Source organism: Pseudomonas tremae, from assembly GCF_001401155.1.
GTDB lineage: Bacteria > Pseudomonadota > Gammaproteobacteria > Pseudomonadales > Pseudomonadaceae > Aquipseudomonas > Aquipseudomonas tremae.
The window spans coordinates 113,631-127,240 of the sequence record NZ_LJRO01000458.1 but is presented as its reverse complement, the minus strand read 5'-3'; the positions used below and the strand labels follow the sequence as shown (position 1 = coordinate 127,240).

Here is a 13,610-nt window from a genome sequence, read left to right as displayed (position 1 = left end):
CGAACACATTATATTCACGCCATGCTCTGCAAATATTCATTTACTTGTCATCTCGTGTACATGAGGAAGAAATAAATGCGTCAGGCCTTTCTTGCCTTTTCGAGACCGTCCGTGGGCGATGAAGAAATTGCTGCGATGACGCGCGTGCTGCGTTCCGGATGGATTACCACGGGGCCGGAATGTCAGAAGCTCGAAGAGCAATTCGCCGAACGGGTTGGCGCACGGCACGCTGTCGCGCTTTCGTCAGCCACCGGGGCAATGCATGTGGCGCTGTTGGCGCTGGGTGTGGGGCCAGGTGATGAGGTGGTTACCCCGTCGCAAACGTGGGTTTCGACAGCAAACATGATCTGCCTGCTGGGGGCCACACCGGTCTTTGTGGATGTAGACCGGGACACGCTCATGACCAGCGCTGCGCTGATCGAGAAGGCCATTACCCCCCGCACCAAAGCGATCGTGCCTGTCCACTATGCAGGCGCAGCGTTTGACCTTGACCCGCTTTACACGCTGGCCAAACGGCACGGCATAGCGGTGATCGAAGATGCCGCACATGCTGTGGGCACCGCTTACAAAGGTCGGCCTGTCGGACGTCAAGGCACTGCCATCTTTTCCTTTCATGCGATCAAGAACATGACCTGTGCCGAAGGCGCGATGTTCGTGACCGACGATGCACTGCTGGCGGATCATGTGCGTCAGCTCAAATTTCATGGCTTGGGTGTCGACGCCTATGACCGCCTGACGCTGGGTCGAAAACCTCAGGCTGAGGTGATCGAGCCGGGCTTCAAATACAACCTGGCAGACATCAATGCCAGTATTGCGTTGGTGCAGTTGCAGCGTCTGGACGCCATCAATGCCAAGCGCCAAGTGCTCGCCAGTCATTACCTGGAACGCCTGGCGGCAAGCCCCGTGCTTCCCCTGGGCTTGCCGGAATATGCGCAACAGCACGCCTGGCATCTTTTCATCCTGCGTATCGATCCCGAATGTTGCGGGCTTGATCGCGATGCCTTCATGCAAGCCTTGCAGGCCCGGAACATTGGCACCGGCATCCACTTTATCGCCACTCATCTGCACAGCTACTACCGCCAGCGCTTCCCGGATGTTCGTCTGCCTGATACCGAATGGAATTCTTCCAGGCTGTGTTCCATCCCCCTGTTTCCCGACATGACGCTCGACGATGTCGATCGGGTTGTCAGGGCCATTGAATCGACCGTGGAATCCAGCCTGTGAAACCGTATCCCATCACATTCGTGTCGATCGTCATCCCGGTCTACAACGAGCGGCAAAGCCTGCCGGAACTGCTGCGCCGGACCGAGTCAGCATGTCGGCAGCTGAATCACCCGTTCGAAATCGTGCTGGTGGACGATGGCAGCCGCGATGACTCGGCGGACCTCCTTCAGCAGGCCGCCGAGCGCGATGGCAGCCCTTTTGTAGCGGTGATACTGAACCGGAACTACGGCCAGCATGCGGCGATCATGGCGGGATTCGAACACTGCAAAGGTGACGTGGTGATCACCCTCGACGCCGATCTGCAGAACCCTCCCGAGGAAATTCCCCGGCTGGTCAACCTAGCCGAACAGGGTTACGACGTTGTCGGCACAGTGCGCAACAATCGTCAGGACTCAGCATGGCGGCGCTGGCCGTCCAGGCTCATCAACCTGGCGGTACAACGTTCGACCGGCGTTGCCATGAGCGATTACGGCTGCATGCTGAGGGCGTACCGCCGCACGATTGTCGACGCAATGCTGGCCTGCCGGGAGCGCAGCACCTTTATCCCTATTCTGGCCAACAGTTTCGCGCGGCACACCACCGAAGTGCTGGTTGACCACGCCGAACGTGAACACGGCGATTCCAAATACAGCCCGATGCGGCTGGTCAACCTGATGTTCGACCTGATTACCTGCATGACCACCACGCCCCTTCGCCTGCTCAGCATCATCGGTTTCAGCATGGCGTTTCTCGGCGGGTTGTTCGCGGTGTTGTTAATCGTCCTGCGTCTGATATTCGGCGCGACGTGGGCCGGCGGCGGCACCTTCGTACTGTTTGCGGTGTTGTTTGTATTTACCGGCGGCCAATTCATCGGCATGGGCCTGCTGGGTGAATACCTGGGCCGGATGTACAGCGATGTCCGTGCAAGGCCGCGCTTCTTTATCGAAAAAGTGGTGCGCAGTTCATCCGCAACTGCGACCGAACACGTTGATTCTTCCGCCACCCCCCTTCTTAACAAGGTTGCGCCATGAGCTCTAAAGCGGTCGTCTTTGCTTATCACGATATTGGCTGTGCCGGTTTGCAAGCATTGCTGGACGCGGGTTATGAGATTGCTGCGGTATATACGCATGCCGACGATCCCGACGAAAACACGTTCTTCGGCTCGGTGGCCAGGCTTTGCGCACGGCACGGCATAACCGTGCATGCACCTGAAGACCCGAATCATCCCTTGTGGGTGGAGCGTGTCGCCAAACTGGCGCCGGACTTCATATTCTCCTTCTATTACCGGCAGCTATTAGGTGAGCCATTACTGGCCTGCGCCAAAAAAGGAGCCTTCAATCTCCACGGCTCGCTGTTACCCCGCTACCGCGGGCGGGCGCCGGCAAACTGGGTACTGGTCAATGGCGAAACAGAAACCGGCGTCACCCTGCACCAGATGGTCAAGCGTGCCGACGCAGGCCCTGTGTTTGCACAACAGCGGGTCCCTATCAGCGCCACTGATACAGCCCTGACACTGCATGGCAAGCTGCGTGAAGCCGCAACGGACCTGCTTTCCGAAACATTGCCGTTGCTCGCACAGGACAGGCTGTCCGGCACCCCCCAGGATGAATCCCGGGCAACTTGTTTCGGCAAGCGCACTCCGGCTGATGGTCTGATCGACTGGTCGCTTCCGGCTGCGCGCCTGTATGACCTGATACGCGCCGTCACGCAGCCCTATCCCGGCGCATTTTGCACGGTGGGCGACAACAAACTGATCATATGGGCAGCCGACCTGGAACTGCGCAATGACGGCGAAGCACCGGGGACGGTCATCAGTCATGATCCCTTGCGCATTGCATGCGGCGAGGGATCACTGGCGATTCTTGCCGGCCAGCGTGGTGACGCAGGCCTGTACCTCAGCGGCGCGCAGCTGGCTCGCGAGTTCGGGCTGGTAGAAGGATCACAGCTACTGGATACGCAGAAACGCCGCCCTGTTCGTCGCACCCGCGTGTTGATCCTTGGCGTCAACGGCTTCATCGGGAACCATCTGTCAGAGCGCCTGCTGCAGGATGACCGTTATGAAATCTACGGCATGGACATCGGTTCGGACGCCATAGAACGCCTGCGCATCCAACCGAACTTTCACTTCATCGAAGGTGATATCAGCATCCACACTGAATGGATCGAATACCACATCAAAAAGTGCGACGTGGTATTGCCTCTGGTGGCCATCGCCACACCGATCGAATACACCCGTAACCCGCTAAGGGTGTTCGAACTGGATTTCGAAGAGAACCTTAAAATCGTCCGCTATTGCGTGAAGTACAACAAGCGCGTGATTTTCCCGTCGACCTCCGAAGTCTATGGCATGTGCCAGGATGAAAGTTTCAACGAGGACACTTCAAATCTTGTCGTCGGCCCGATCAACAAACAGCGCTGGATATATTCGGTATCGAAACAACTGCTGGATCGCGTTATCTGGGCTTACGGTCAGAAAGGTCTGCAGTTCACGCTGTTCAGGCCCTTCAACTGGATGGGCCCCCGTCTGGATCGACTGGATTCGGCGCGCATCGGCAGTTCTCGGGCCATTACCCAACTGATTTTGCACCTGGTGGAGGGTACGCCGATCCGGCTGGTGGATGGTGGTGCCCAGAAACGCTGCTTTACCGATGTCGCCGACGGGATTGAAGCGCTGGCGCGAATTATCGAGAACCGCGACGGGCGTTGTAACGGGCAGATTATCAATATCGGCAACCCGGATAACGAAGCCAGCATTCGTCAACTGGGTGAAGAACTGCTACGACAGTTTGAAGCACACCCGCTGCGCGACAACTTTCCGCCGTTCGCAGGCTTTCGCGATGTCGAAAGCCAGTCTTTCTATGGCAAGGGCTATCAGGACGTCAGCCATCGCAAACCGAGCATCGCCAACGCTCGGCAGTTAATAGGCTGGACGCCTGGCATCGAACTGAGCACAACCATCGGCAAGACCCTGGATTTCTTTCTTCGGGAAGCCATGATCGAAAAAGCGGATCAGCGCTGATGCAGGCAGGCCTGAGAATTGATGTCGACACCTATCGTGGCACGCGAGAAGGTGTACCCAGGCTGCTGGACCTGCTCGACGAAGCACAGGTAAAGGCGACGTTCTTTTTCAGCGTCGGCCCTGACAACATGGGGCGCCATCTCTGGCGTCTGGTCCGGCCGCAGTTCTTCTGGAAAATGCTTCGTTCCCGGGCGGCAAGCCTGTATGGCTGGGATATTCTGCTGGCAGGCACTGCCTGGCCGGGCAAACAGATCGGCCGTGACCTTGGTCCGCTGATGCGCCGCGCTCTGGATGCAGGCCATGAAGTCGGACTGCATGCCTGGGACCATCACGGCTGGCAGGCCAATGCCGGGCTCTGGAACGATACGCAGCTGACGGCGCAGATACACCGTGGCGTGGATTGCCTGAGCGACATTCTGGGCCACCCGGTGACCTGCTCCGCAGCCGCCGGCTGGCGTGCCGACCAACGCATCGTGCAAGCCAAACAGCCTTTCGGCTTCCGCTACAACAGTGACTGTCGCGGCACCACGCTGTTTCGCCCGTTGTTGGCCGACGGCAGCCTCGGCACGCCGCAAATACCTGTGGACCTGCCAACGTTCGATGAGGTGGTCGGCCCACATCTGCAGGCCGATGCATTCAACGACTACATTCTGCGACGCTTTGCCGAGCCGGCGCTAAACGTCTATACGCTTCACGCTGAGGTGGAAGGCATTGTCATGGCCAACGGTTTCAGGCAGCTGTTGGCGCAGGCGCACGCCCAGGGTATCCGCTTCACCCCTTTAGGCGAGCTGCTGCCCGCCTCTATCGAGCAACTGCCCGCCGGCCAGGTGGTACGGGGGACGCTCGCGGGCCGTGATGGCTGGTTAGGGGTGCAGCAATGATTGATCGCAGAACACGCGACATTTCGCTGCTTGTACTGTTGTTCGCGCTGGCGTACCTACTGCCGCTGGGCTTCCACGGTCTGTGGATTCCGGATGAAACGCGTTACGCCCAGATCAGCCAGGAGATGCTGCACAGCGGAAACTGGGTGGCCCCACACTTCATGGGCCTGCGCTACTTCGAAAAACCCGTTGCGGGTTACTGGTGGATGGCCCTCGGGCAGGCAGTTTTCGGTGAGAACCTGTTCGGTGTGCGGATCACTTCGGCGCTGAGCAGCGGCCTCAGCGTCGCCCTCGCCTATCTGCTGGCCGCCAGGATGTGGAGCGACCGGCGTAAAAGCTTTGCCAGCGCGCTGCTGTTCATGAGCTTCGGATTCATTGCGGGCCAGGCTGGCTACAGCAACCTTGATCCTCAATTCACGTTCTGGGCCAACCTCACGCTCGTGTCGTTCTGGTATGCCGCCCACAGTACCGGTCGATCACGTCTGCTGGCCTGGGCGCTGATCGGCGTGGCATGCGGCATTGGCTTCATGACCAAGGGCTTTCTGGCCTGGGCTCTGCCGGTGATAGTCGTCGTGCCTTACATGCTGTGGCAGAAGCGCCTTGCCGAGCTGTTCAGGTTCGGTCCCGTTGCGGTGCTGATCGCTGTCACGATAAGCCTGCCTTGGGTTTTGGCAGTGCATCAGCAAGAACCCGACTACTGGCGCTACTTTTTCTGGCACGAGCACATCCGGCGCTTTGTCGGGAACAATGCACAGCACGCAGAGCCGTGGTGGTTCTACCTGCCGCTGCTGATCGTCGCCTGCCTGCCGTGGAGCTTGTTGCTGCCCGTAACGTTGAAACAGGCGTGGCAACGACGGCAGCAGACTAATATCGCCTTCCTGTCTCTGTGGTTGTGGGTGCCGTTGGTGTTTCTGAGCTTGAGCAAGGGCAAATTGCCGACTTATCTGCTGCCTTGCCTGCTGCCTCTGGCCTTGTTGATGGCTGATACCTTGGTTGATCGCCTCAGGCAAGACCGCAGCACGGCGCTGCGTACCAACGGGCTTTTCAATACAGCGTCAGGCGTCATTGGCCTTGTGGTGCTGCTGTACCTGCAACTGAAACAACCGGTGTATGAGAACGAACCTTCACACTTGCTGTTGGCGATCGTCGTGCTCGTCGGCTGGACGTTGAGCAATGCGCTCCACAGCATTCGCCCGCAGACTTTCTGGATCATGCCGGCGGTCGGTAGCTGGTTGCTCGTGGCCATGCTGCCAGCAGGCTTGCCCGATGATGTGGTGTACAACAAGACACCTGACCAGTTCGTCTCCAGGCACCAAACGGAGCTGGCCGCCAGCACGTCGTTATTGAGCAACGACCTGGGCGCCGCATCGGCCCTGTCGTGGCGACTGGGTAGGCCGGACATCACGCTGTTCAATACCTGGGGCGAACTCGAATACGGTCTTGGGTATCCGGATGCACAGGGCCGCGAGGTCCATCTGCATGATATAGATGCCTGGATGACCAAGGCCCGCCGTGAAGGTCAGGTCGGCGTCATCATGCGCGGCAAGAGCGACGAAGAGCTGCGTGAGCTTGAGTCGCTGCCAGAGGGCGCCACGCGCTACGACGAGGGTAACCTGATCATTCTCATCTACGGGCAGTCTGCGTCATGACTGCGCTGATGCTTATGACCGCCTGCCTGCTGACGTGTCTGGGCCAGATTGCGCAAAAGAAAGCGGTAGAAAGCTGGCGCGGCGTATTACCCGGCCTGCTGCTTGCGTTGCGATCAGGATGGCTCTGGCTGGCGATCACCTGCCTGGGCCTCGGCCTGCTGACCTGGTTGATGGTGTTGCAGCGCATGGAGGTCGGCGTCGCCTACCCCATGCTCGGCGTCAACTTCGTCTTGATCACCCTGGTGGGTCGCTACGTTTTCAAGGAGCCGGTAGACCTGCAGCACTGGCTGGGCGTCGCATTGATTGTGTGCGGCGTGGTCTTGCTGGGAAGTCAGGCATGACCCGCCACGGCGCGACATTGTGCGCCATAGCCAGTGTGGCGCTGGTCAGCAGCGCCCAACTGGGTATGCGCTGGGGCATGAGCCGCTTGCCATCACTTCTGCACTTGCCAGACCTGCAAGCCTATACACATATCCAGCTCTATGCCGTCGGCGTGATTATCGCGTCGATCATCGCCTACGCACTCTCCATGCTTTTCTGGCTTGTGGCACTTCGGGGTTTGCCCCTGAGCCGCGCCTATTCGCTGCTGAGCATCAGCTACGCACTGGTTTATACCCTGGCCGCCGTTCTGCCATTTTTCCATGAGGCATTCACAGTATCGAAAACTGTGGGTGTCACGCTGATCGTTGCAGGTGTCTTGACCATCAACCTCCGGCGCATCCCCAGCCCACAACCTCAGGATATTCCCCATGAAAATAAGCGTTTTCGGTAGCGGATATGTCGGCCTTGTACAGGCAACCGTGCTGGCCGAAGTTGGCCACGATGTGGTCTGCATGGACATCGATCAGGCCAAAATAGATCAGTTACGTCAGGGCCAGGTGCATATCTTCGAGCCTGGGCTGGCCAATCTAGTCCGCGAAAACCTGGATCATAAGCGTCTGCACTTCACCACCGACGAGCAACTGGCGGTCGAACATGCAGAGGTTTTGTTCATCGCGGTCGGCACACCTTCACGAGACGACGGCTCCGCTGACCTGAGCGGTTTTTTCGCGGTGGGCGACGCGATTGCGCGGCATCGGCGCGAACCGTTGATCATCGTCGAGAAATCGACAGTACCGGTCGGCAGCGGCGACGCGTTGCGCACCCATATCGACAAGGCCCTGCGCCAGGCCGGCCGGCTGCTGCAATTCGACGTGGTGTCCAACCCTGAATTCCTCAAGGAAGGCTCTGCGGTCAATGACTGCCGCCGTCCGGACCGGATCGTCATCGGTTGCGAAAATGACGCGGTGCGCAAAGTCATGCGCGAGCTGTACGCTCCGTTCAACCGCAACCACGACCGGATAATGTTCATGGACCTGCGCAGCGCCGAACTGACCAAGTACGCAGCCAACTGCATGCTGGCAACCAAGATCAGCTTCATCAATCAGATCGCCGAGCTGGCAGAACACCTGGGCGCTGATATCGAATCCGTGCGTCTGGGCATCGGCGCCGACTCACGCATTGGCTACGACTTCATCTACCCCGGCTGCGGTTATGGTGGTTCATGCTTCGGCAAAGATATTCGCGCGCTGATCCACAGTGCCAAAGAGGCCCACTGCAACAATGACCTGCTGTCGGTGGTCGAGGCCATCAATGAGCGACAGAAAAGCAAACTGTTCGAGCGGGTCAACGCCTTTTATCAAGGCGACCTGCGCGGCAAGACCTTCGCACTGTGGGGCCTGGCGTTCAAACCCAACACCGACGACATGCGCGACGCGCCCAGCCGGGTACTGATGGAAGCGTTGTGGGCAGCTGGCGCCAGCGTTCGGGCATTCGACCCTGAAGCCATGCAGGAAACCCAGCGTATTTACGGCCATCGCAAGGACTTGGTCTTGATGGGCACGCCAGAATCCACACTGAACGATGCCGATGCACTGATCATCTGCACCGAATGGCAGCAGTTCAAGGCTCCGGATTTCGAGTTGATCCAGCAGCGACTGGCCGCACCGGTCATTTTCGATGGGCGTAATCTGTACGACACCGACCGACTGGCAAAGCACGGCTTTCATTATTTCCCCATCGGCCGTGGCGAATCGTGCGAGCTGCCGATCCCGCAGAAGCAGTGGGTGCCTTACAGCCCGCAGGTCAGCAGCCAGGTCGTATAGCGACTTGTCATTCGCCTGCCGCCACGGGGGCCTGACTGACAAAATAGTAAATCCGCTCTCCGACTTTGACACTGTCCACGATCCGCAGCGGTGGCTGCGGAGGTGACAGGCTTTCCATAACAGCGATATTGTCGCCGGGACTTTTCAGAAAGGCACTCAGCTGAGCATCAGTCGTGAGCGTGCCCAGCAGACTCTGGCTGTAGAACACACTGGCGCCTGCCAGCCGTTCGCTGGGTTGAAACAATGCGACGTGATGTCCCTGAACCTGCAGCGCATGGACCTTGTCGGTCAGCGGCAGGAACGACAAATGTCGATCCGCCCGAGGCGCCAGCCAGATAGCTGCACTCAAATAACCCGCCACAATCAGCGCCACGCACGCTGTCGTCATGGCCTTGCGGTTGCTCACGATGAACGCTGCAAACGCCGAATTCGCAGACCGTCTCTGTAACCTCTCGCCCAACACAAAGGCATATTCAGCGGCGATCACGGCAGCTGCAGGTGCCAGTGACATCAGGTAGACCATGCGTTTACTGGACGCCAGCGTCAGCAGCAGGAATTGCGCCGCCAGCCACAGGCTGAAAAACAGCAGATAACGGTTGGCCAGAAGTTGCTTGCGAAAGTGCCACAGGCCCAGATACACAAGAATATTCCAGGGCAAAAATGCTTCGGGGAGCTTGGTCAGGTAGTAATAGAAAGGCTCGTAATGACCGGCTTCTTCGAACGAGCCGCTGAAGCGACCCACACTGTTGGTCCAAAGCACCTCTTTCAACAACGGCACCCCGCCCTGTCCGTACAGGAAATACAACCATACCAACAGTGGCACCAGAGCCAGCGCAGTGAATGTTGCTGGCAATAGCCAACGCGCAGGCACGACACGTCTTCGCTGCACGGATTCACACACCAGCCAGGCGAAAATCACCACGCCGGGCATGGCAAGCCCCAGTACGCCTTTACTCATAGTCGCCACAGCAACGCCCACAGCGAACAGCAACCACATGCCCAGTGCCCGGCGGTGGTTACGCGAGTGATGGCTGACGTGGAAAAAAGCCAGCAGCGCCGTGCTCACGCCCAATGCCAGCAAGGCGTCTTCGCCCACTTGCCGAGCATTGCTCCAGAAACTGGCCTGGGTCGCAAGAATAAATGCCGCCATCCAGGCGACAGGGGCTGGGCGGCCAAAACGACGCAACATCGTGTAAAGCAGCAAAACGCCCAACAGCCCCGCAAATGCAGACGCAAGCCTCACCGACCAAGGAGTCGCACCAAACAGGCGGATAGCCGTCGCATCCAGCCACACACTCAGCGGCGGCTTTTCCAGAAAAGGCTGGCGGTTCAGTGTCGGTGTCACCCAATTACCGCTCAGCTGCATTTCCATGGCGATGCCCGCTACTCGAGGCTCCGTAGAGTTTTGCAGTTGGTGATTGCCCAGCGCGAAGAAGAACAGTGCAGCACTCAACAGCATCAACGAGAGAACACGGGAAGTGATCAAGGCGCGTACCGAATTTAAAAAGGTCAGATCAGGAGGGAGATCAAGCTGTCGGGAGTATAAGCGGGCGATTGTTGAGGAATTGTTAATCGCGAGGCATATCGGCGTCATCATTCCGATGATCGCAAAAAGAATGGGGAGCCATAATGCTCCCCATTCTTTTAATTCAGTTTACGAGCGATACCCTGGCATCAGATCGCAGCAACAACCTTGGCAGGTGGCTGAGTGCGACGACCCAGTACGCCTGCGCCTGCAGCAACCAGGCCCGAGATCACCAGCGTGATCAGCAAAATCCAGGCACCTTGCGAAACCCGCTTGGCTGTCACTTCAGCCGCTTCGCGCGCTTTCTGTTCTGCCTGAGCTTTCAGCTCCTGATACTTGGCATAGGCCTGACGATAGCTGGCCTGGGCCTGATCGACGATCTGATTCGCCTCAGCGTCGGTCTTGTTACCACGCGCCTTGATCAGGTTGACCAGCGCCTGACGATCGGCAGCATCCCATGCCTGATCACCCTTGGCTTTGATACGGTCCATCAAACCACCCAACTGCTCGTCGGCCTGCTGAGGATTCTGGGCGCTCTGTCTGGCAGTGTTCTGCGCATCCTGCTGAGTGGCCTGAGCCTCTTGCTTGACATTGTCCGGGTTCAATTCAGGCTTGCCTGTCTGGCGCATTGCCGTTTCGATCTCGCCCTGGATATCGTCCAGATTGAAGTCGATGCCTTGCTCACGCAATTGGTCCTGGATCTTGCTGCCCAGTGCCGGCGCTACCTGAGCAATGCCGCTGCCCAGAGCAGACATACCGCTGCCTGCGAGATTGAGGCCGCCACGAACCACGCCCGTCACAGCGCTGGAGACCAGATACACAGTGATCAAAGACACCGATGCCCACACCAGCAGGCCGTGGAAAGCCCCTTCACGCTGAGCCAGACGCCCTGCGGCCCAGCCACCCACGAACAGCGAGATCACCGAACTGACGACCACCCAGATACCTGCTCCAGTACCGATGCCGGAAAGCGGATCGGCTTCCTGCATGGGATCAATACTGGCGGAGCCAATAGCAGTACCCAACAGGTTCAGCAAAAGCGATACAACCATGGCCAATACAACACCGGCCAGAATCGCACTCCAGGATATACGTTTAAGCAGCGGGGCCATTGCGTGAGTTTCCTGATACACAGGGGCGCCTGGGGCGATGCGATCGTCGCGAATCATAGTCGTAGTCCTTTATGTCATTGGCAGAAAACACAGAAATACCTGCGTTCCAATTTAATGACCTGATCGGCACGGCAGAAGTTTAAAACTTTTCATCCCTTTTTTTGCGCAGTTAAAAATACTGTCTACCGAGGAAGCGAGATGTCTCAGCCCTGTTTCAGACGTGTCAATACTTTGCAGTTGCGCACTCGGCATTGCGTTTATAAACAGTGGGCATGGACAGCCCGTTGTCTGTTGTCAGTTAAGCAAGCAGCATATTAGATAAAGACGTCACGCGGGCACGGCGAGAATCAGCAGCAGCCGGTAGCAGAATTAAAAGTGCAGTGGGCGAAGACTGGAGGAGTTCGAATGAGCCGCACATCCTGTCCGGCTCACTGTTCATGGGTTCAGGCTATTCCGTTTGGACCGTCCAGTACCTGCCTGATCTTTCTCGCCAGGTCATGAGGCATGCAGGGTTTGGAAACCACCTCAAACTCCGAGCCTCCGATATCCGTTCGCTCGATAGAGCTTTCGGCATAGCCGGTCGTCAACAACACCTTCACGTTCGGGTAACGACGTTTGACCTCACGTGCCAACATAACCCCGTTCATGCCACCTGGCATGATGAGGTCAGTAAACAGCAACTCATACATGCACCCGGATTCAAACTTTTTCAACGCTTCGCGCGCATTCAGGACAATGTCGGAAACATAGCCGTAGTCGTCCAGCACCATCTTCGCCAATTCGGCTACGTCCGGACGATCTTCCACAATCAGAATACGTTCGCTGCTGCCAAGACGTTTCTCTGTTGTCTGGGGCGATTCGATTTTCGTCAGCCCGGCTTCGTCCACCGGGAAATATAGCCTTAGTGTTGTACCAATGCCTTCTTCGGTATAAATACGCGCCGCACCACCCGACTGTTTGGCAAACCCATAAACCATCGAAAGGCCCAGCCCGGAGCCCTTGCCCTCCTCCTTGGTAGTAAAGAACGGGTCCATCACCCTGTCACGAATACTGGCAGGCATGCCAATACCGTTATCGGTGACAGCGATACTGACATAGCGTCCCGGCAGCAGGCCGTCATAGGAAACGTTTGCCAACTCGTCGACCACCAGATTGCGTGTCTCGATGAACACTTTGGGGTTGGGCCTGCCAATCAACGCATCCCGCGCGTTGATAAAGATGTTGAGCAGCGCTACTTCCGCCTGGGTCGGATCGATACGACAGTTCTTGAGGGTTGGTTCAAGATCGGTTTCGATTATCACTTCCGGCCCGAACGTACGCTCCAGAAGCGAATCGGTGGTGGAAACCAGTCCGTTCAGGTTCAACACCCGGCCTTGCAACTTTTGTTTACGGGCAAACGCCAGCAGTTGTTTGGTCAATGTGCTGGCACGCTCAACAGCAGACTTGGCATGGTGGACGCTGCGTCGAACACGCTGCAAATCAATTTCGGATTTTTCCGCCGCCGTGCCGATCAGATCGATATAGCCGCCCATGACTTGCAACAGGTTATTGAAGTCATGGGCAATACCGCCGGTGAGTTGCCCCAGTGCTTCCATTTTCTGCGCTTGGCGCAAGGCTTCTTCCGCGTCCTTGCGACGGCTGATATCCAATTGCGATGCAAAGAAATAGATCAAGTCACCGGCGTCGTTGTAGACAGGTGAAATGAACAGCGCATTCCAGAACGTAGAACCGTCTTTGCGGTAGTTAAGGATCTCGGTAGAAATATCGACGCGATCCTGAATCGCATTGCGAATGGATTGCACCACCGCCCGATCTGTATCCGGCCCCTGCAGAAACCGGCAGTTGGTGCCAATGATCTCGCTGGCCGAATAACCGGTCATGTCCAAAAACGCACGATTGGAAAAAATGATGGGATTGTCGGGACGGTTGGGGTCCGTCACGATCATGGGCATGCGGGTTGTTTCAACCGCTGCGAAAAAAATATCCCTTCCCTGATGCTGGATGTCTCCCGTTGCATCATTGTCGACACGGGCTTTATTTTCCGACACGCCAGAAACTCCAAGGCTATTGATAAGAG

11 protein-coding genes are annotated in these 13,610 nt (G+C 57.6%); 8 read left to right on the top strand and 3 right to left on the bottom strand.

Annotated features, from left to right (window positions below; translation table 11 throughout):
• Positions 1 to 75 precede the first annotated feature (75 nt).
• The 8 genes from arnB to ALO43_RS24825 are packed head-to-tail and all read left to right on the top strand — an operon-like array spanning position 76 to position 8,896.
• Complete coding sequence (gene arnB / locus ALO43_RS24860) at positions 76 to 1,224, top strand: UDP-4-amino-4-deoxy-L-arabinose aminotransferase (protein WP_054998249.1); 1,149 nt, start codon at positions 76 to 78, stop codon at positions 1,222 to 1,224.
• Positions 1,221 to 2,234, top strand: a complete 1,014-nt coding sequence (gene arnC / locus ALO43_RS24855; protein ID WP_024690651.1) for an undecaprenyl-phosphate 4-deoxy-4-formamido-L-arabinose transferase — start codon at positions 1,221 to 1,223, stop codon at positions 2,232 to 2,234. The genes arnB and arnC overlap by 4 nt, the downstream gene beginning before the upstream one ends.
• A complete protein-coding gene (arnA, locus tag ALO43_RS24850; RefSeq protein WP_054998248.1) occupies positions 2,231 to 4,222 on the top strand; it encodes a bifunctional UDP-4-amino-4-deoxy-L-arabinose formyltransferase/UDP-glucuronic acid oxidase ArnA in 1,992 nt (663 codons plus the stop codon). Before arnC ends, arnA begins: the two co-directional genes overlap by 4 nt.
• Positions 4,222 to 5,103, top strand: coding sequence for a 4-deoxy-4-formamido-L-arabinose-phosphoundecaprenol deformylase (gene arnD, locus ALO43_RS24845; protein WP_024670779.1), 882 nt, complete (start codon positions 4,222 to 4,224; stop codon positions 5,101 to 5,103). The genes arnA and arnD overlap by 1 nt, the downstream gene beginning before the upstream one ends.
• Positions 5,100 to 6,752 (top strand): lipid IV(A) 4-amino-4-deoxy-L-arabinosyltransferase, encoded by a 1,653-nt coding sequence (gene arnT / locus ALO43_RS24840; protein ID WP_054998247.1) that lies wholly within the window; start codon positions 5,100 to 5,102, stop codon positions 6,750 to 6,752. Before arnD ends, arnT begins: the two co-directional genes overlap by 4 nt.
• A complete protein-coding gene (arnE, locus tag ALO43_RS24835; RefSeq protein ID WP_054998246.1) occupies positions 6,749 to 7,093 on the top strand; it encodes a 4-amino-4-deoxy-L-arabinose-phosphoundecaprenol flippase subunit ArnE in 345 nt (114 codons plus the stop codon). The genes arnT and arnE overlap by 4 nt, the downstream gene beginning before the upstream one ends.
• Positions 7,090 to 7,524: a 4-amino-4-deoxy-L-arabinose-phosphoundecaprenol flippase subunit ArnF gene (gene arnF / locus ALO43_RS24830; protein ID WP_005886815.1), complete on the top strand. Its 435-nt coding sequence runs from the start codon at positions 7,090 to 7,092 to the stop codon at positions 7,522 to 7,524. The genes arnE and arnF overlap by 4 nt, the downstream gene beginning before the upstream one ends.
• Positions 7,502 to 8,896, top strand: coding sequence for a UDP-glucose dehydrogenase family protein (locus tag ALO43_RS24825; protein ID WP_005886813.1), 1,395 nt, complete (start codon positions 7,502 to 7,504; stop codon positions 8,894 to 8,896). Before arnF ends, ALO43_RS24825 begins: the two co-directional genes overlap by 23 nt.
• Before the next feature lie 7 nt (positions 8,897 to 8,903).
• Here the strand turns inward: ALO43_RS24825 and ALO43_RS24820 are convergent, their stop codons facing one another.
• The 3 genes from ALO43_RS24820 to ALO43_RS24810 all read right to left on the bottom strand — a co-directional run bounded on the left by ALO43_RS24820 (position 8,904) and on the right by ALO43_RS24810 (position 13,581).
• The gene (locus tag ALO43_RS24820; RefSeq protein ID WP_054998356.1) at positions 8,904 to 10,379 is read right to left on the bottom strand and encodes an ArnT family glycosyltransferase; all 1,476 of its coding nucleotides are present in this window, start codon (positions 10,377 to 10,379) and stop codon (positions 8,904 to 8,906) included.
• A 191-nt stretch (positions 10,380 to 10,570) separates the two neighbouring features.
• Positions 10,571 to 11,590: a hypothetical protein gene (locus ALO43_RS24815; RefSeq protein ID WP_005886810.1), complete on the bottom strand. Its 1,020-nt coding sequence runs from the start codon at positions 11,588 to 11,590 to the stop codon at positions 10,571 to 10,573.
• Between the two features lie 386 nt (positions 11,591 to 11,976).
• Positions 11,977 to 13,581 carry a hybrid sensor histidine kinase/response regulator gene (locus tag ALO43_RS24810; protein WP_005886808.1) on the bottom strand — a complete coding sequence of 535 codons (1,605 nt, stop codon included), beginning with the start codon at positions 13,579 to 13,581 and terminating at the stop codon, positions 11,977 to 11,979.
• Between the last annotated feature and the right edge of the window lie 29 nt (positions 13,582 to 13,610).

What these genes read in the sequence shown, in the direction of transcription:
- arnB (WP_054998249.1), top strand. Translation starts at nt 76, where the DNA reads ATGCGTCAGGCCTTTCTTGCCTTTTCGAGACCGTCCGTGGGCGATGAA.
- arnA (WP_054998248.1), top strand. Translation starts at nt 2,231, where the DNA reads ATGAGCTCTAAAGCGGTCGTCTTTGCTTATCACGATATTGGCTGTGCC.
- arnD (WP_024670779.1), top strand. Translation starts at nt 4,222, where the DNA reads ATGCAGGCAGGCCTGAGAATTGATGTCGACACCTATCGTGGCACGCGA.
- arnT (WP_054998247.1), top strand. Translation starts at nt 5,100, where the DNA reads ATGATTGATCGCAGAACACGCGACATTTCGCTGCTTGTACTGTTGTTC.
- arnE (WP_054998246.1), top strand. Translation starts at nt 6,749, where the DNA reads ATGACTGCGCTGATGCTTATGACCGCCTGCCTGCTGACGTGTCTGGGC.
- arnF (WP_005886815.1), top strand. Translation starts at nt 7,090, where the DNA reads ATGACCCGCCACGGCGCGACATTGTGCGCCATAGCCAGTGTGGCGCTG.
- ALO43_RS24825 (WP_005886813.1), top strand. Translation starts at nt 7,502, where the DNA reads ATGAAAATAAGCGTTTTCGGTAGCGGATATGTCGGCCTTGTACAGGCA.
- ALO43_RS24815 (WP_005886810.1), bottom strand. Translation starts at nt 11,590, where the DNA reads ATGATTCGCGACGATCGCATCGCCCCAGGCGCCCCTGTGTATCAGGAA.